The 16,979-nt window shown below is 54.1% G+C and carries 13 protein-coding genes and 1 pseudogene; all 14 read right to left on the bottom strand.

Translation table 11 applies throughout. The features are described from left to right. Positions 1 to 340: pseudogene (locus JI62_RS23040) on the bottom strand (flagellar biosynthesis protein FlhF); the annotation flags it as partial. Between the two features lie 59 nt (positions 341 to 399). Beyond that, positions 400 to 2,487 (bottom strand): flagellar biosynthesis protein FlhA, encoded by a 2,088-nt coding sequence (flhA, locus tag JI62_RS20890; RefSeq protein WP_088702024.1) that lies wholly within the window; start codon positions 2,485 to 2,487, stop codon positions 400 to 402. Continuing rightward, complete coding sequence (gene flhB, locus JI62_RS20885; RefSeq protein ID WP_088702023.1) at positions 2,484 to 3,650, bottom strand: flagellar biosynthesis protein FlhB; 1,167 nt, start codon at positions 3,648 to 3,650, stop codon at positions 2,484 to 2,486. The genes flhA and flhB overlap by 4 nt, the downstream gene beginning before the upstream one ends. A 104-nt stretch (positions 3,651 to 3,754) precedes the next feature. Then, positions 3,755 to 4,450, bottom strand: coding sequence for a protein phosphatase CheZ (gene cheZ / locus JI62_RS20880; protein ID WP_088702022.1), 696 nt, complete (start codon positions 4,448 to 4,450; stop codon positions 3,755 to 3,757). 41 nt (positions 4,451 to 4,491) lie between these two features. Continuing rightward, positions 4,492 to 4,881 carry a chemotaxis response regulator CheY gene (gene cheY / locus JI62_RS20875; RefSeq protein ID WP_088702021.1) on the bottom strand — a complete coding sequence of 130 codons (390 nt, stop codon included), beginning with the start codon at positions 4,879 to 4,881 and terminating at the stop codon, positions 4,492 to 4,494. A 99-nt stretch (positions 4,882 to 4,980) separates the two neighbouring features. Beyond that, positions 4,981 to 6,672, bottom strand: a complete 1,692-nt coding sequence (locus JI62_RS20870; protein WP_088702020.1) for a methyl-accepting chemotaxis protein — start codon at positions 6,670 to 6,672, stop codon at positions 4,981 to 4,983. 69 nt (positions 6,673 to 6,741) lie between these two features. Continuing rightward, positions 6,742 to 7,803 (bottom strand): protein-glutamate methylesterase/protein-glutamine glutaminase, encoded by a 1,062-nt coding sequence (locus JI62_RS20865; RefSeq protein WP_088702019.1) that lies wholly within the window; start codon positions 7,801 to 7,803, stop codon positions 6,742 to 6,744. 91 nt (positions 7,804 to 7,894) lie between these two features. Beyond that, positions 7,895 to 8,767: a CheR family methyltransferase gene (locus JI62_RS20860; RefSeq protein WP_088702018.1), complete on the bottom strand. Its 873-nt coding sequence runs from the start codon at positions 8,765 to 8,767 to the stop codon at positions 7,895 to 7,897. Beyond that, positions 8,764 to 10,914, bottom strand: coding sequence for a methyl-accepting chemotaxis protein (locus JI62_RS20855; protein WP_088702017.1), 2,151 nt, complete (start codon positions 10,912 to 10,914; stop codon positions 8,764 to 8,766). The genes JI62_RS20860 and JI62_RS20855 overlap by 4 nt, the downstream gene beginning before the upstream one ends. Positions 10,915 to 10,973: 59 nt before the next feature. Then, positions 10,974 to 12,257, bottom strand: a complete 1,284-nt coding sequence (locus JI62_RS20850; protein ID WP_088702224.1) for a methyl-accepting chemotaxis protein — start codon at positions 12,255 to 12,257, stop codon at positions 10,974 to 10,976. A 121-nt stretch (positions 12,258 to 12,378) separates the two neighbouring features. After that, on the bottom strand, positions 12,379 to 12,876 hold the full coding sequence (gene cheW / locus JI62_RS20845; RefSeq protein ID WP_088702016.1) for a chemotaxis protein CheW: 498 nt from the start codon (positions 12,874 to 12,876) through the stop codon (positions 12,379 to 12,381). Next, positions 12,873 to 14,957: a chemotaxis protein CheA gene (cheA, locus tag JI62_RS20840; protein ID WP_088702015.1), complete on the bottom strand. Its 2,085-nt coding sequence runs from the start codon at positions 14,955 to 14,957 to the stop codon at positions 12,873 to 12,875. Before cheA ends, cheW begins: the two co-directional genes overlap by 4 nt. 53 nt (positions 14,958 to 15,010) lie before the next feature. After that, positions 15,011 to 15,958 (bottom strand): flagellar motor protein MotB, encoded by a 948-nt coding sequence (motB, locus tag JI62_RS20835; protein ID WP_088702014.1) that lies wholly within the window; start codon positions 15,956 to 15,958, stop codon positions 15,011 to 15,013. Next, positions 15,955 to 16,824, bottom strand: coding sequence for a flagellar motor stator protein MotA (motA, locus tag JI62_RS20830; protein ID WP_088702013.1), 870 nt, complete (start codon positions 16,822 to 16,824; stop codon positions 15,955 to 15,957). Before motA ends, motB begins: the two co-directional genes overlap by 4 nt. Positions 16,825 to 16,979: the final 155 nt, after the last annotated feature.

Here is a 16,979-nt window from a genome sequence, read left to right as displayed (position 1 = left end):
GGCGCAGCCGCGCCGCCGTACCGGTGGGCGCCGCTGGCGTTGGTGAAGCAGCATGGGTTGACTGGCTGTTTGCCAGCAGCGCGCGCATATCCTGCATTTCCCGTAGTAAGCGCTCACTCATCGCCTGCATGGGGTCTTGTGTCGGAGGTGGCGGCGTTTCGGTGGGTGCGGGTTCCGGTGAAGGCTCAAAGTGGTCAATGGCTTCATCCGCCATGGCCAAAATTTCAACGCCCCCTTCGGTACGCCGATTAGCCACAATCAAGGCGTCTTCACCGAGCGTTTCACGCACTTGGCGCATCACATCACGACTATTGGCTCCCACGAAACGTCTAACGCTCATGATTTACCTTTTGCCTATTCTGGAAATGGTCAACGCTAGCCTACCACGGCGTGTCATCATTAACGTCCGCCGACTATGGTGGTCACTCTTAATGTGCGGTCATCAGGGATTTCAGCCTGGGACAATACTGACATATGACGTAGACGGCGGCGTAAGAAACGCGACAGCACCGCCCGCAGCGAGTGCTGCACAACCAGCACCGGCGGCTCGCCTGAGCTTTCGTGACGCTCCAGCGCCTGCTGCGCCTGGGTCATCAGCGTTTCTGCCAAGCCGGGCTCCATGGCGCCGTTACCGTTCATGGCCTGAACCAGCACCTGCTCCAGCTGGGCATCCAGGCCCATGACATTCAGCGTCTCCTGCCCTGCAAACCACTGCTGGACAATGGCCCGCCCCAGCGAAACACGCACCAGCGCCGTCAGCTCGTTAGGATCTTTTTGCTGGGTGGCGTACTCCGCCAGGGTATCGAGAATAGTGCGCATATCGCGGATAGAGACATCTTCATCAAGCAGATTTTGCAGGATACGCTGCAATACCGTCAGCGAAATAGCTTTCGGGATCACCTCTTCGACCAGGGCCTTCTGATCATCACCCATTTTATCCAGCAGCTTCTGAACTTCCTGACGGCCCAGCATCTCGGGCGAATGGCGGTGTAGCAGATGGTTCAAGTGGGTCGCTATGACGGTACTGGCGTCCACCACGGTGTAGCCATACACCTGAGCGTGTTCACGCTGGTTGCTATCAATCCAAACAGCGGGCAAACCAAAGGCAGGATCCTGGGTATGGGTGCCCTGCAGCTCACCGGAAACCTGCCCCGGGTTGATCGCCAGCCATTTACCCGGCTGCGCCTCGGCGCGGCCAATCTCGGCGCCTTTCATGGAGAGCACATAGGCGTTAGGCGGCAGCTCCAAATTATCGCGGATATGCACCACCGGCGGCAGGAAGCCCACTTCCTGGGCAAACTTTTTACGTACACTTTTAATCCGTCCAAGCAGCTCGCCCTTTTGACGCGAGTCAACTAGCGGGATTAAGCGATGTCCCACTTCCAGGCCCAGAGTATCGACCAACTGCACGTCTTCCCAACTCGCTTCGGGGGTCTCTTGCAGAGGCACAGGAGCCGCGGCGATCTCCTCTTTGACCAACGCCTTTTCCTTGTGACGCATAAGAAACCATGCCAAGCCCGCCAAGAGCGCAGTAAAAAATAGAAATACTAGATTGGGCATACCAGGCACCATGCCCAACAGACCCATCACCACAGCGGCCAAGATTAGTACCTGTGGGTTAACGAACAGTTGGCTGAGCATTTGCTGGCCAATATCTTCGTTTGTGTCGGTACTTACCCGGGAAACCGTGACGCCCGCTGCGGTCGAGATCACCAGGGCAGGAATTTGCGCCACCAAGCCGTCGCCGATGGCCAGCAGCATATACGTCTGACCAGCAGCGCCAAAACTCATATCGTGCTGCAGCATGCCAATCATCAGCCCGCCGATGATGTTGACCACCATAATTACCAAACCGGCAATGGCATCACCACGGACAAACTTACTGGCACCGTCCATCGAACCAAAGAAATCAGCCTCTTGAGCAACCTCGGCACGGCGCTTTTTGGCATCTTCTTCGCCGATTAAGCCGGCATTCAGATCGGCATCGATGGCCATCTGCTTACCCGGCATTGCATCCAGGGTAAAACGTGCACCCACTTCAGCAATACGGCCAGCACCTTTGGTGATAACCATAAAGTTGATGATGACGAGAATCAGGAAGACCACCAGACCCACAGCAAAATTACCGCCGACCAGAAATGCACCGAACGCTTCAATAACCTTACCCGCCGACGCTCCACCTTGGTGGCCCTCCATGAGCACCACCCGGGTAGAAGCCACATTGAGAGACAGGCGCAGCAGCGTGGTGAATAGCAACACGGCAGGGAAGGCCGCAAAGTCCAGCGGCTTCTGGGTAAACATGCTGACCATTAACACCATAATGGCCAGCGCGATATTGAAGGTGAAGAGTAAATCCAGAGCAAAGGGGGGCAAGGGCACAATCATCATGCCCAAAATCATTAGGATGAGCAGCGGGCCGACCAGCAGCTTCATGCGCACATCGCTCATCCAGTCACGCCGACCTACTAGCTGACTCAAGCCTTTCATGGTTGCGCCTCATTACCACCGGCGCCTTGCCCGGGGCTTTCCATCTCCGGTGGTACCGGCAGGTTATCGGGGGTTGGGGGCACCTCGCCTCCTTGTTTTGCGACTTGCTTGAGGCGATAGGCCCAGGCCATTACTTCCGCCACTGCGGTATACAGTTCAGCCGGCACCTCCGCCTCTAGATCCACGTGATGATACAGGGCACGTGCCAATGGCGCCGCCTCCAATCGCGGTACACCGGCCTCTTCACCAATTTCACGAATACGCGCGGCCACCGCATCGGCGCCTTTTGCCACCAGCCGCGGGGCGCCCATGCTGCCTTCCTGATAAGTCAGTGCTATCGCGTAGTGCGTGGGGTTGGTAATGATGACGTCCGCATCGGGTACCTTGCTCATCATCCTGCCCCGCGCCATGGCCTGTTGCTGCTGGCGTATGCGCGCTTTCACATGCGGGTCGCCTTCAGACTCCTTGTGCTCACGCTTGATCTCTTCCTGACTCATGCGCAGCTTCTTGGCATTGTCCCAAAGCTGGAAAGGGACATCGATCAAAATGACCACTATCAATACCATCACCATGAGCCCAGCTGCCTGCGCCGCCATGGTTAAAGCGTTGGTCAGCGCTTGCTGGATAGGCTGATCCATTAGCGCCATAAATTTGCCGATGTTGAAATACAAAAAGGTCGCAGCGACGCCCCCGACCAGAGCCGACTTGGCGATCGCTTTGGCCAATTCGATCAATGCCTGGGTGGAGAAGATGCGCTTTACGCCCTTAATAGGGTCTAGCTTGGAAAACTTGGGCTGCATCGATTTAGCCGATATCAGCCACCCCCCCATCAGCCCGGGGGCTACCAATGCAATCACCGCTAACAGTAAAAACAGCGGCATCATGGTAAATAGCGTGCGCTGACCAAGATCCAGGGCATTGACCAGCATCGGGGTACTTTCCATTGCTTGGCGACGCTCAAACAAGAAAGCCTGCTCCATCACCGCGCCCAACTGGTCGTAGAGCATCTTGCCCATGCTGTAGAGGCCAACCACTCCACCCAGCAGTAGCAGAAACGTGTTTAACTCGCGGGAACGGGCAACCTGGCCCTCTTCACGGGCTTTCTCTTTGCGCCTGGGCGTGGCCTCTTCAGTCTTTTCCTGGTCGCTATCGTTATCTGCCATACGGGTATCCGGCCAGGTGAAGCAAAGCTTATCACGTATTCAGCCGTCCATAGGGACGGCTGAATAGCGTGCTTGCACGCCCAGAGGGCGTTTAATAACGCGCGTTAAAAGCCTAATTCGTCCAACAAGTCGTCTACCTGGTCTTGTCCAGAGACGGTATCCGGAACATTATCCTTCACTTGCGGCCCATTCAAAAGGTCTTCGTTACGCCGTGCATTGTCGCTTTTCCACTGATCCTCGGCCTTGCGCTGCAGCGTTTCTCGTGCATGGGCGCCCGGCGCGTTATCGATGAGCACCTGAACCAGCTGATGCTCGATCTCATGGATTACGTCCATCATCTTCTTAATCACTTGGCCGGTCAGGTCTTGGAAGTCCTGCGCCATCATGATTTCCATCAGTTCTTTGTTAGTGGCTGACACCACATCGGGCACATCGCTGAGATAAGTGCGGGTCTCGACGACGAGTGCTTTCGCCTCATCCAGCTCTTTCGGCGCTTCAAACCACTCGGCCCAGCGCTTATCCAGCGCCTCCGCCCGGTCTGACAATTGATCCTGCAGCGGCTGCGCACGGTCAACGGCATTGAGCGCTCGATCTGCTGCCTGCTCCGTCATGGTGGCGACATAGTGCAGGCGGTCGCGTGCATCGGGGATGGCTTCAGCCGCTTTCTCAATCTCTTTATCAAGCCCTAATTCACGCATGTTCTCGCGCAGCATACGCGTCAACTTGCCGATGCGATGAATTAGATCTTCAGCGGCTTGTTCGGACGATTGGGCAGAATCGGACTGCTCATTCTGGCTCATAATGTTGTCTCCTCGTTAACCAAGCACATAGGCCCAGTCACTCACATACCCAGTTTGTCGAAGATCTTGTTGAGCTTCTCTTCAAGGGTAGCGGCAGTGAACGGCTTGACGACATAGCCGTTAGCGCCCGCCTGAGCGGCCGCTATGATGTTCTCTTTCTTCGCTTCTGCGGTCACCATCAACACGGGCAGGTCTTTCAACGCCTCATCCTGGCGGATCTCCTTGAGCATTTCCAAGCCGTCCAGATTCGGCATATTCCAATCGGAAACGACGAATTCAAAATTGCCAGAACGCAGTTTATTAAGCGCATCTTGGCCATCTTCGGCTTCATCTACGTTGGTAAAGCCCAGTTCCTTAAGCAGACTACGCACGATCCGACGCATAGTGGGAAAGTCGTCTACAACCAGGAAACTCATATTCTTATCTGCCATGGGTCATCCTCTAATCAATCAGTATATGGCACGGGGGCGACTGAAAAGTACAGTCAGGGGTTTAAAACGGTCTCTTAGAACTGTTTCTAAAGCTGTTCTTCAAAATTCTTCCCACTCTTCATGTTCGTTACGCTTGGCGGCCGGCCGGCTCGTCTGCTGCTCAACCCGGGGAGCAGGCATTGCGTTCGTTGTGGGTGACGAAGCGGGTAGCGCCTGATGTGATCCACCTTGCACACCTAATAGCTTAAAGACAGCTACCGCTTGTTCCAACCGGTTGGCCTGCTCCTCAAGCGAGGCCGCCGCCGCAGAGGCTTGCTGTACCAGTGCAGCGTTTTGCTGGGTGACTTGATCCATCTGCCCCACGGCCTGACTCACCTGCTCGATGCCGTCACTCTGCTCCTGGGAAGCAGCAGAAATTTCATCCATGATATCGGTGACGCGGCGTACCGCGGTCACCACATCCGACATCGTGGTGCCCGCCTGCTCGACCAGCGTGGAGCCTTGATGAATCTGGGTCACCGAGGCATCGATCAGGGTTTTAATCTCTTTGGCCGCATCCGCACTACGGCTGGCCAAATTGCGCACTTCCCCCGCCACCACCGCAAAGCCCCGGCCCTGCTCGCCGGCACGCGCGGCCTCTACTGAGGCGTTGAGCGCCAAAATATTGGTTTGAAAGGCAATCGAATCAATAACGCTGGTAATATCAGCGACTTTTTTCGAGCTGGTGGAAATGCCGTGCATGGTCTGCACCACCTGTTCCACCACTTGACCACCGCGTTCAGCCGTCGTGGAGGCGTCAGCTGCCAGGGTGCTGGCCTGGCGAGCATTATCAGCGTTCTGCTTTACCGTCGCGGTCATCTCTTCCATGCTGGCCGCGGTTTGTTGAATCGACGCCGCCTGCTGTTCAGTGCGCGATGAGAGATCAGCGTTGCCGCTGGCAATCTCACGGGTGCCGTGGTGAATTTCATTACTGCCTTCACGCACCCGACCAACGATATTGGTGAGGTTTTGCTGCATGGTTCCCATGGCGCCAAACAGACGACCAATTTCGTTTTTACCCGCTTCAGGCACAGGATTGGTTAGATCGGCCTCGGCTATCGCATCCAGGCGTTGAACCGCTCCTCTTAACGGGGCAATCACAGTGCGGCGTAAACCGAAGTAAATGACCAGGGTCATCACCAGGGCAAATAGCGCCGCTACCGCTTTGATAATATTAAACAGATGGCTCTGGGCTTGCGCATCGGCTCGAATGGTATCAACACGCTCGAAACCGTGTCGTACAAATGCCGTCATGCTAGCCGTTAAACTGCTCAATGGTTCAACCAGCTCATCGCGTAGATTGTTGTAGCTGGTCAAATCCATATACTCGAAGGTTTCATGCTGCTGCTTAATTAACGCCATGACAGCATTAAAATCTTCAATCAAGGCGTTAGCTAATACTGCGTCCTGCGGAGAGAATGAATTCGCCGCAAAGCGCGCAAAACGCTGCTCTGAACGCTCGATGCGATCGCCCGCAATATCAACCTGCTCATTGGATTGTCGGGTCTGGCCCACCATGAGAAAGTTTGAAGCAGTTTCCATCGCCAACATGGCTTGATTGAGCAGCGAGTCAGCGCGATTAATCTCATTCAACTGTGCAACGCTAATATTATTCAGTGTATCAAGATTATTTTGTGCATCGCGGTCTGCCACAACACCCAAGCCCGCAATCACTAAAATAAGCAAGACAAAGCAGCTAAGTGCCGCAACCACAGCGGCGTGAATACTCAAGTTGCGCAGTAAACGATTCATTGTGAGTTCCCTTGCGAGCTTATTAAGTTTTTATGATTAGTTCTTTATACAAACGGGTTATGAACCGCACTACACACGCTGAGCGCGGCCAGAGGCGGCGATCAGTGCCATCATCCGCGAGGGAATCTCATCCAAAGCCACTACTTCCACTGCGCCTCCCATGGCGATGGCTTCTCGCGGCATACCGAAAACCACGCAGGACTGCTCATTCTGGGCGATGGTGGGCGCACCCGCTTGGCGCATCTCAAGCAGGCCTGCCGCGCCATCCTTGCCCATCCCCGTCAGAATCACGCCAATGGAGTTCTTGCCCGCGTGCTGAGCCGCTGAGTGGAACAGCACGTCAACGGATGGACGGTGGCGGTTAACGGGTGGGCCGTCGTCTAAGCGTGCCACGTAGTTAGCACCACTGCGCGCCAACTTGAGGTGCTGATCGCCCGGTGCGATATAAGCATGCCCAGGTAGGATCCGCTCGCCATCGGTAGCTTCTTTAACGGTAATCCGGCATAGCCGATCTAGTCGCTCGGCAAACGAGCGAGTGAAGCCACCGGGCATATGCTGGGTAATCAAGATCGCCGGGGCATTCGCCGGTAGCGGCTCAAGCACCGCTCGAATGGCTTCAGTGCCGCCAGTGGACGCGCCGATAATAATCAACTTTTCACTCGATACCAGCGGGGCCTTCAAGGCTGCTGGCGGCGGTGTATTTTTATGCCGCGCCTGACGGGGGCGCGAGCGCGCCGCAGCACGCAGCTTTTCGGCAATTTCGTCGGCGTACTCCATCATCCCGTTGCGGATGCCCAGACTCGGCTTGGCAACAAAATCCAGCGCTCCCAGCTCAAGTGCACGCAGAGTGATTTCTGAGCCGCTTTGGGTGAGTGACGACACCATTAACACCGGCATAGGCCGCAGACGCATTAAACGCTCGAGAAAATCCAGGCCGTCCATACGCGGCATTTCCACGTCGAGCGTTAACACATCAGGATTGTGTTGCTTGATCAAATCCCTAGCGGCAATAGGGTCGGGGGCTACCGCAACGACTTCCATATCGGGCTGAGAATTAATAATTTCTGTTAACAAATCGCGAATTAGCGCCGAATCATCGACACACAATACTTTGATCTTGGCTGCGCTCAAAGCACGCCTCCTCTTGCTGTAGACGCCTGATGTGTGATTGCAACCGCCGGAGCCACAGCGCCTAAAGCGATCTTAAAGACACGATATTTATTCATTTTTTGGCCACGGTATAAACCGTCTGGCCGCGCAGTTTGAACGCATCACTGATATACGAGAAGTTTTCTGAGTGACCTGCAAACAGCAAGCCATCAGGCTTCATCAGCGGCGCAAACCGTTTAAGAATTTTTGATTGAGTATCTTTATCAAAATAAATCATGATGTTTCGGCAGAACACCGCATCAAAAGGGCCTTTAATCGGCCATTGCGGTGCTAGCAAATTAAGTGGCAGAAACTCGACTAAGGCGGAGACTTCCGGGCGAATCCGGGCAAAGCCTGCATGATTGCCCGTGCCTTTCTGAAAGAACCGCTTGACTCGCGCCTCATCAATCTTGCGTACCTGTTCCAGGGGGTAAACGCCTGCACGCGCCCTGGCCAATGCATCCGTATCAATATCAGTGGCGATCACTTTGGCTTGTGACGCCTTCGGGCCCAGCGTTTCCAACAACGTCATTGCCAGCGAGTAGGGCTCTTCCCCAGTGGAGGCGGCCGAACACCAAATAGCCACCGGGTCTTGCTTGTTCTTTATATGCTCAGCCAGCAGCGGAAAATGGTGCGCTTCACGAAAAAAGGCCGTGAGGTTAGTGGTTAGCGCGTTGGTAAACGCTTCCCACTCTTTAGCTTCCGGCTGGCGCTCCAGGCGTACCAGATAATCGGTAAAGCGCGTCATGCCATGGTGGCGCAGCCGCTTTGCCAAGCGGCTATACACCATTTCACGCTTATGCTCTGCCAACACAATACCTGCGCGCTGATAAATCAGCTCACGAATACGCGTAAAATCCGCATCAGTCAGTACCAGATCGCGCTCAATCTGGCTGCTTGATGTCCATTGGCCAGCGTCTACAACCCGTTCACGTTGTTCGGTCAAAACTCTTCCCACTCCTCTATTGAGGCTGTTTGCCGTTTAACGGGCGACTTATTCGACGGCGCGGTGCTAGGCAGTTGAGCAGCGTGCTTGGTTGCTGTATCTGCTGGCGGACGTAGCGCCCCTTGACTGTTTAATCGAAATGCTTCCACTGACAGCGCTAGTAACCCTGCCTGCTTCTCCAGGGAAACCGCCGCACGTGCGGTTTCCTGAACCCGCACAGCATTGCGCTGGGTGCCCTGATCCATCTCTGCTACTGCCTGGTTAACCTGGGCAATGCCATGGCTTTGCTCTTCAGAGGCAGCCGATATCTCGTGCATAATTTGAGTCACACTACGCGCGGCTTCTGCGACTTCGCTAATGGCGGCTTCAGCCTTGGTCACTAAACTAGCCCCCGCGCTCACTTCATGGTTAGAACCATCGATCAAACCACGGATTTCTTGAGCAGCGCCAGCGCTGCGGCCCGCCAAATTACGCACTTCTTCGGCTACCACGGCGAAACCCCGCCCATGCTCGCCTGCACGTGCCGCTTCAACCGAGGCATTCAGCGCCAGAATATTGGTCTGAAACGCAATTGAATCGATCACATTGATAATATCGGCCATCTGCTGGGAGCTTTGAGTAATCCGCTGCATACTATCGACCAACTGCGTCATCAATTCGCCAGTATTCGTCACCTGAATAGCATTATTATCGGCTAGACGACGGGCTTCTTGAGCGTTTTCGCTGTTCTGCCGCACGGTAGCGGTCATCTCTTCCATGCTGGAAGCAGTCTGCTGCAAAGAGGCTGCCTGCTGCTCGGTACGCGACGAGAGTTCTTCGTTACCACTAGCGATGTCCTGAGCAGCCGGTGTTACCACGTCAATGCCGCTTTTAACATCGGCGATGATGCTGCTAAGGCTTTTGCGCATGGTGTTCAGGGAGTCCATTAACTGGCCCACCTCATCGCGGCGCATGGCAGGCACTTTAGCGGCCAAATTACCGCCAGCAATTTGCAGCGTAAAACCTGCAGCACTTTTTAGTGGTCGGGTAATCGCCCGCAAGGTAACCACGCCGATCAGAATAAGTAGCAGCAAGCCAATTCCAAGGACGATGGCCTGCGCGCCCAGCATCGTGGTTTGACCTTGCTGTGCTTCATCGGCCATGGCTTCAGCTGCTTGCTGTTTCTGGGCAATCAGTTGGTTCACCATGCCTGAGAGGACGCGGCCCTCGTTGGTCATCACAGCGATTACCGCATCCAGACCGGTAAAGGCTTGGTAGGTCTCTTCCGCCTGTAGGACGCTAGCGGCTTGACCCATACCATTTTGCAAAAATGCCTGTAGCTGTTGATCGAACTCAGCAGCCAGCTCCGTCGCATTGACCTCACGTGAGTAGTACTCCTGCCAAGCCGCAGCGACCGTCGCAGCATTCTCCTGAACACTTTCGCCCATCTCAAAACGTTGATTGATCAGTTCCATACGCTCCGGCTCAATCATCGCTTGGCGGGTCTGAGCAATGGTCTGGTCGATTTGTTGAAGGCGAATAACGTCACGCAGACCGTCATTATTCAGTTGCCCCAAGCGTTCGCCCGATACATTCAAGCCATACAAGCCCAGGCCTCCGCTGATTAACAGCAGAAGTCCAGCCACAACAATCATGCCGACCAACTTGGCACGAATGGTATCCAGGCGAACCCGGGCCAAACGCTTAATCACCCCTTTCTGGCGCAAGCGGCCTTTATCTAAGTAGAACCGCTTGTTGCGGCCTTCGCGTATGTCAGCGTACGCCTGCTCCGCCTGGGCAATCGCTTCACGACTTGCCTGCACGCGCACCGAGGTGTAGCCCACGACTTGTCCATCTTCGACAATCGGCGTCACACTGGCATTTACCCAGTAGTGGTCGCCATTTTTACAGCGATTTTTGACCAGCCCACGCCACGTTTCACCCGTCTTGACCGTTTGCCAGAGATTTTCAAAAGCCGCTGGCGGCATATCCGGGTGGCGTATGAGGTTATGCGGCGCACCTATCAGCTCTTCATGTTCAAAGCCGCTAATGTCGATAAACGCAGGGTTGGCATAGGTGATGCGCCCCTTGGTATCGGTACGGGAGACTAAGAAGTCATCCTCTTTTAGCTCAATTTCACGCTGAGAGACTGGCTGGTTATTACGCATGGTGTTCCCTTATTAGTGTTTTATTGTTAACAAAGAGTTTGTTTGCCCTACCAAACAACTCAAAATGATGCCCACTCCTCAGCCGCTTCTGCTGGCTGTTTGTGTCGCGTGGGAAGGCTTGGCGCTGCCGAAGGCATAAGAACCGGGGTTGCTGGAGCGCGCTGGACGGACGCCTCAGTGACCCGAAAGCGCTCCACAGCCTCGCGTAACCGTGCCGCTTCACTTTCGAGCTCATTGGCGCTTCGCGCAGCCTGTTGAACCAACTGGGCATTCTGTTGCACGACCTGATCCATTTGTGCCACGGCCTGATTCACTTGCCCTATACCACTGCTTTGCTGCTCAGAAGCGGCGGCGATTTCATCCATAATATCGCTGACGCGCTGCACAGCGCCCACCAGATCTTGCATGGTTTGACCGGCTTGATTGACACGCTGGGTGCCGGCATCCACCTTGCTGAGCGAGGCATCAATCAGTGTGCGAATCTCTTTGGCGGCAGCGGCACTGCGACTGGCTAAGCTGCGTACTTCCTGTGCCACCACGGCGAATCCCCTGCCATGCTCGCCAGCACGCGCCGCTTCCACCGAGGCATTTAACGCCAGGATATTGGTCTGAAACGCAATGTTATCGATAACGGTAATAATGTCAGCGACTTGATGCGAACTCGCGCTGATATCCTGCATGGTACTGACGATTTCACCGACTTCTTCCCCACTGCGGCGGGCCGTCAGAGTGGCGCTTCCAGCCAGTTGGCTGGCCTGGCGCGCATTTTCAGCGTTATGGCCCACCGTGGAGGCGAGCTGCTCCATACTGGAAGCCGTCTCTTCTAACGAGGTCGCCTGCTGTTCCGTGCGCGAAGAGAGGTCGTTATTACCACTGGCAATTTGCTGTGACCGCTCATAGATTGAGGTACCGCTGGTACGCACGGTGCCTACCGTTTGCGACAACGAGCCCTGCATATGGGCCATGGCGCTATAAAGCCGCCCTATCTCATTATTACCCGGTGAGGTGATAGCCTGGCTTAAATCCCCTTGCGCCATGCGCTCAAAATGGCCCACCAAACGGTCTAACGGGCGCAGCACATTGGCCGTTACTCCCCAGATGACCACGATAACCGTGGCAATAGTCATTACCACAACGCCGAGTAGCGCCCAGCGAACCGATGCGGCAAAAGCGCCAAAAGCAGCCTGTTGCGCCTGAATATCGTTAGATGCTTGCACGATTGATGCACCATGGTGCAGGGCATAAAGGCCGATACCACTGGCAATTAAGACAAGTACCGAAAGGGTCGCTAATACTAAGCCCCAACTTAAACGTACCGTCATATTGTTCATTAACTGCCGCATTTGCTGTGTCACGCCCTTTTCTCCACGCACAAATGGCACTCGCAAGCACCTTCCGTAGCGCGAGAATGCATCATTAGGTAAAACGGATCAGGCACACTCCCTGTGCCATGCTTGGGCAGTCTTACTGGTTGCTGGTGCTTTCCACCAGCGCCATCTCGTCGCTGGTGAGCAGTTTATCGATATCCACAAGTACCAGCATGCGGTCATCCAGACTGCCCAGCCCGCTGAGAAAATCAGACGAGAGGGTAACGCCAAATTCCGGTGCTGGCTTAATCTGATCGGGGGTCAGTGTCATCACGTCAGAAACCCCATCTACGACGATGCCAACCACCCGGTCTGCAACATTGACCACGATGACCACCGTCTGGCCGCCATATTCGACCTTATCGAAGTGAAACTTAATGCGCAGATCCACGATCGGTACGATAACGCCACGTAGATTGGTAACGCCTTTGATAAAATCTGGCGCATTGGCAATTCGCGTTACGTTTTCGTAGCCACGGATCTCCTGCACTTTCAAAATATCAATGGCGTACTCTTCATCACCCAGTGAGAACACCAGGAATTCACGATTTTCGGCTTCTGCGGCTAGCACCGCACCATTTTTGGCTTGACTCATGACGGCTCAGCCTCCTTAAAAGATGAAAGGTTTTGATTGTTTACTACTTTTTTGCCTGCCTCTTTTTTATATCGGCTCAGGCGGTGTAAACCTGTAATATCCAGAATCAACGCAACACTGCCGTCGCCTAAAATGGTCGCGGCCGAGATTCCGGGTACTTTGCGGTAATTGTCTTCCAGGTTTTTGACTACAACCTGCTGCTGTCCAATCAGCTCATCAACCAGCATGGCGTAACGGCGCCCCTCGCCCTGTACGATAACAGCGATGCTTTTGGTGGGATCGGTAATCGCATTCTCGACATTCAGCACTTCGTGAATGGCGATCACGGGCAGATATTCGTCGCGTACTTTGATCACCACGTCGTCACCGGCCATGGCATACATATCGTCTTTAGAGGGCTGAAGCGACTCAAGCACAGTGGAAAGCGGGAGGATAAACGTCTCGCCGCCGACCTTAATTGACATACCGTCCAAAATCGCCAGCGTCAGCGGCAAGACGATACGGGTATTGGTGCCCTCACCCAGCTTCGACTGAATTTCAACGCGACCGCCCATGCTCTGGATATTTCGCTTCACCACATCCATGCCCACGCCACGTCCAGATACGTCGGTCACTTCTTTCGCGGTTGAGAAACCAGGCGCAAAAATGAGCTGGAACACCTCTTCATCGGTCATGGTGTCCGATACGCTAATGCCGTTCTCACGGGCTTTGGCAAGCAACCGATCACGATCCATACCGGCCCCATCATCGCGCACCTCAATCAGGATATTGCCGCCCTGATGCCGTGCTGAGAGGGTCAGTTTACCGATCCGCGGCTTACCAATAGCTTCGCGCACATCAGGCATTTCCACGCCGTGATCAAGGCTGTTACGCACCAAATGCGTTAACGGATCAGTGATTCGTTCCACCAAGCTCTTATCCAGCTCGGTCGACTTGCCTTCGGTAATTAACTCAATCTCTTTACCCAACTTACCCGCGGTGTCACGCACCACGCGCGGGAAGCGGCTGAAGACAAACTCCATGGGAATCATTCGGATCGACATGACCGCTTCCTGGAGATCGCGCGCGTTACGCTGCAGCAAGCTCATGCCATTTTGCAATGAGGCATTGCCAACTGACTGATCTTCTAAATCGCTAACCGTCTGATCAAGCATCGACTGAGTGATGATCAGTTCACCCACCAAGTTAATGATTTGGTCGACTTTATCTACCGAGACGCGGATTGACGAAGACTCAGCGGCGGCTTTTTTGGGTTTTTCTTTAGCCGCTTCTTTCGCTGGTGCTGCTTTCGCAGCGGGTTTATCCAGTTTCATTTCTGGTGCTGGTGCAGAAGGCGCTGGGGCTGCAGGCTCGGTCGAGGCCGTCGTGTCGGCAGCGCCCTCAATGGACGTAATCTCAATCTGATCTGCCTCGATAATAAAGCACATGACGGCTTCAATATCGTCAGCGCTGTCGCTGCTTTTGAGGATAACCTCATAGCGCTTTTCGTCGCCGGATTGAGATTGCACTTCGCCCAGTTGCTCTAGCTCTTCAACCAGTAAGATACGGTCTTTCTCTGCGACATTAAGCAGCGCCACTAACAGATGGCTATTCGCAACCTTCTCTTGATTGCTTTTTGCTTCTGCACTGTTTTCGCTTGGGGGCGGAGCCTTGGGTTCAGCAGCTGGAGTAGCCGGCCCATCTAACTGCTGACCGATTTCATCCAGGGCAATTTGTTGCAGCGTTTGGCAAATGCGCTCAAATGCTTCTTGATTTGGCTCCTCTTCGCTGCGATAGGCATCGAGTTGCTCATGCATGATGTCTTTAGCCTCTAAAAAGGTATCCACGAGATCGGCTCGCAGCGTCAGTTCGCCCTTACGTGCGTAATCGAGGAGATTTTCCAAAATATGCGTGGTTTTCTGTAGCACGGTAAAACCAAAGGTTCCCGCTCCCCCCTTGATCGAGTGGGCGGCACGGAAAATAGCATTGAGCTGCTCACTGTCTGGATCGTCAACATCCAGCTCCAGTAAGTGCTGTTCCATATCCGACAGCAGCTCTTCAGCCTCTTCAAAAAAGGTGTCAAAAAAATCCGCTATATCCATGCACCGCTCCACCTTAACGTCGCTTTTATGTGAAAGGCTATGACAGGCTCAGGTTACTCTTGCGCTTGCGCCTGAGGCTCGTCTTGTTGTGTTGATTCAATTGGCACTTCGGTTGCAGCTTCTAACGCTTCGATTGAAGCCTCCGGCGATGCAGTTCCGGGTTCCATTACCGAGGGATTGCGAATCGCCTCAGCAATCTCAGGGAAGAGCACCACCAGCTCTATGCGTCGGTTAATCGGGTCGGTTGGCTCAGTCTCGGGCAACAACGCGCGATCCGCAAAGCCCGATACACGCAGTAATTGATCTGGATCAAAGCCACCCGCAATAAGCTCACGGCGCGATGCGTTAGCGCGGTCATTGGAAAGCTCCCAGTTACTGTAGCCGCGATAGCCACCCGCATAGGGAACGCTATCGGTATGGCCACTGATACTTAGCTCATTGGGAAGCTCGTTTAACAGCGGCGCAATAGTGCGTAACAGGCTGCGCATATAAGGGGCGACCTGATCGCTACCTAACTCAAACATGGGGCGCTGATCAGTATCCAGCAGCTGTATACGTAGCCCTTCGCGGGTTAAATCAAAACGCATTTGATTGCGCAACTGGCGCAGCTCTGGATCTCGCTCAATAGCTCGCTCGATACGCTGTTGCAAATTCCTGAAGAAGTTGCGCTCCTGCATGCTTGGGCGAGTGCGCTGAGCGCTATCAATGCGTGCCCGCTCCCCATCGCTATGGGTCGGATCCGGCCCGCCGCCAGGAATTGCACTGGTACTACCAGAGCGATCCCCACCGGTGACGGCATTGACGAGGGGGGTGCTAAAGTACTCCGCTACACCCCGCCGCTCTTCTTCACTGGCGATACTTAAAATCCACAACACTAAAAAGAAAGCCATGAGAGCGGTCATAAAATCCGCTAGGGCTATTTTCCAAGCGCCACCGTGGTGGGCATGAACGACTTTTTTGCGCCGAATGACGATCGGACGCTTGTCACCACCCTTACTCATGCGCTACCGGCCTTTTTTGCATCCCTCACGTACTCTTCAAGCTCGATAAAGCTTGGGCGCTCGGCAGTAAATAGTGCCTTGCGGCCAAACTCAACCGCCAACTGCGGCGCGTAACCATGCAAACTGGCCAGCAGCGTGATACGAATACACTGGAGCATTTTTTCAGCTTCTTTAGCCTGCCGGTCAATGTAGCTTGCAAGGGGGCTGACAAAACCATAGCCCAACAAAATACCCAGGAAGGTGCCTACCAGCGCATGAGCAATCATCTCGCCCATCTGGCTCGGTGAGGCGTCGGCATAGGTAAGTGTTTTAACAACCCCCATCACCGCCGCCACAATGCCGAAAGCCGGCATTGCATCGCCCACTTTGGCAATCGCGTCAATGGGCACATGGGCCTCCTGCTCAAAGACTTCAATCTCATGCAGCATCAGCTCATCGATTTCCATGGGCTCCATACCACCACTAACCATTAAGCGCAGGTAATCCGTTAGGAAATTCATGATATGAGGATCAGCCAGTACTGTAGGGTGCTCCTGAAATAGAGGGCTCTCTTGCGGATTATCAATATCCCGCTCAATGCCTAACATCCCCTCACGACGAATCTTGGATAATAATTTGAACTGCAGAGCCATTAGCTCCATATAAAGTGTTTTGTTATATTTTTTTGCGCGCTTGAGCCGGGGCAGAATTTTAAATGTGGCTTTAATCGCCTTGCCATTGTTCGCTGCGATGAATGCACCAACACCAGCCCCGCCAATGATAAGGAGTTCAAGGGGTTGGTACAGGGGGCCTAAGCTGCCACCTGCCAGCACATAGCCACCAAAGACGGACAGCAATACGATTACATAGCCTAGAGGTATCAGCACAAGCAGAGTCCTTGCGGTATTCAGTATTAATGTAAGGGAACCAAAACTTAGCCACCTGTTCTGATGTTTAAGCGTTGTTCCATCCCAAGCATCACTTACACCCGATCATACTAGGGCTAAGCTATTGTCTAATTAAAAAGTATCGCTAACTTTTG

Source organism: Halomonas campaniensis (assembly GCF_002211105.1).
GTDB lineage: Bacteria > Pseudomonadota > Gammaproteobacteria > Pseudomonadales > Halomonadaceae > Vreelandella > Vreelandella campaniensis_A.
Note: the sequence above shows the minus strand (reverse complement) of the source record. Positions and strands in the feature narration are given on the sequence as shown.

What these genes read in the sequence shown, in the direction of transcription:
- flhA (WP_088702024.1), bottom strand. Translation starts at nt 2,487, where the DNA reads ATGAAAGGCTTGAGTCAGCTAGTAGGTCGGCGTGACTGGATGAGCGAT.
- flhB (WP_088702023.1), bottom strand. Translation starts at nt 3,650, where the DNA reads ATGGCAGATAACGATAGCGACCAGGAAAAGACTGAAGAGGCCACGCCC.
- cheZ (WP_088702022.1), bottom strand. Translation starts at nt 4,450, where the DNA reads ATGAGCCAGAATGAGCAGTCCGATTCTGCCCAATCGTCCGAACAAGCC.
- cheY (WP_088702021.1), bottom strand. Translation starts at nt 4,881, where the DNA reads ATGGCAGATAAGAATATGAGTTTCCTGGTTGTAGACGACTTTCCCACT.
- JI62_RS20870 (WP_088702020.1), bottom strand. Translation starts at nt 6,672, where the DNA reads ATGAATCGTTTACTGCGCAACTTGAGTATTCACGCCGCTGTGGTTGCG.
- JI62_RS20855 (WP_088702017.1), bottom strand. Translation starts at nt 10,914, where the DNA reads ATGCGTAATAACCAGCCAGTCTCTCAGCGTGAAATTGAGCTAAAAGAG.
- JI62_RS20850 (WP_088702224.1), bottom strand. Translation starts at nt 12,257, where the DNA reads ATGCGGCAGTTAATGAACAATATGACGGTACGTTTAAGTTGGGGCTTA.
- cheW (WP_088702016.1), bottom strand. Translation starts at nt 12,876, where the DNA reads ATGAGTCAAGCCAAAAATGGTGCGGTGCTAGCCGCAGAAGCCGAAAAT.
- cheA (WP_088702015.1), bottom strand. Translation starts at nt 14,957, where the DNA reads ATGGATATAGCGGATTTTTTTGACACCTTTTTTGAAGAGGCTGAAGAG.
- motB (WP_088702014.1), bottom strand. Translation starts at nt 15,958, where the DNA reads ATGAGTAAGGGTGGTGACAAGCGTCCGATCGTCATTCGGCGCAAAAAA.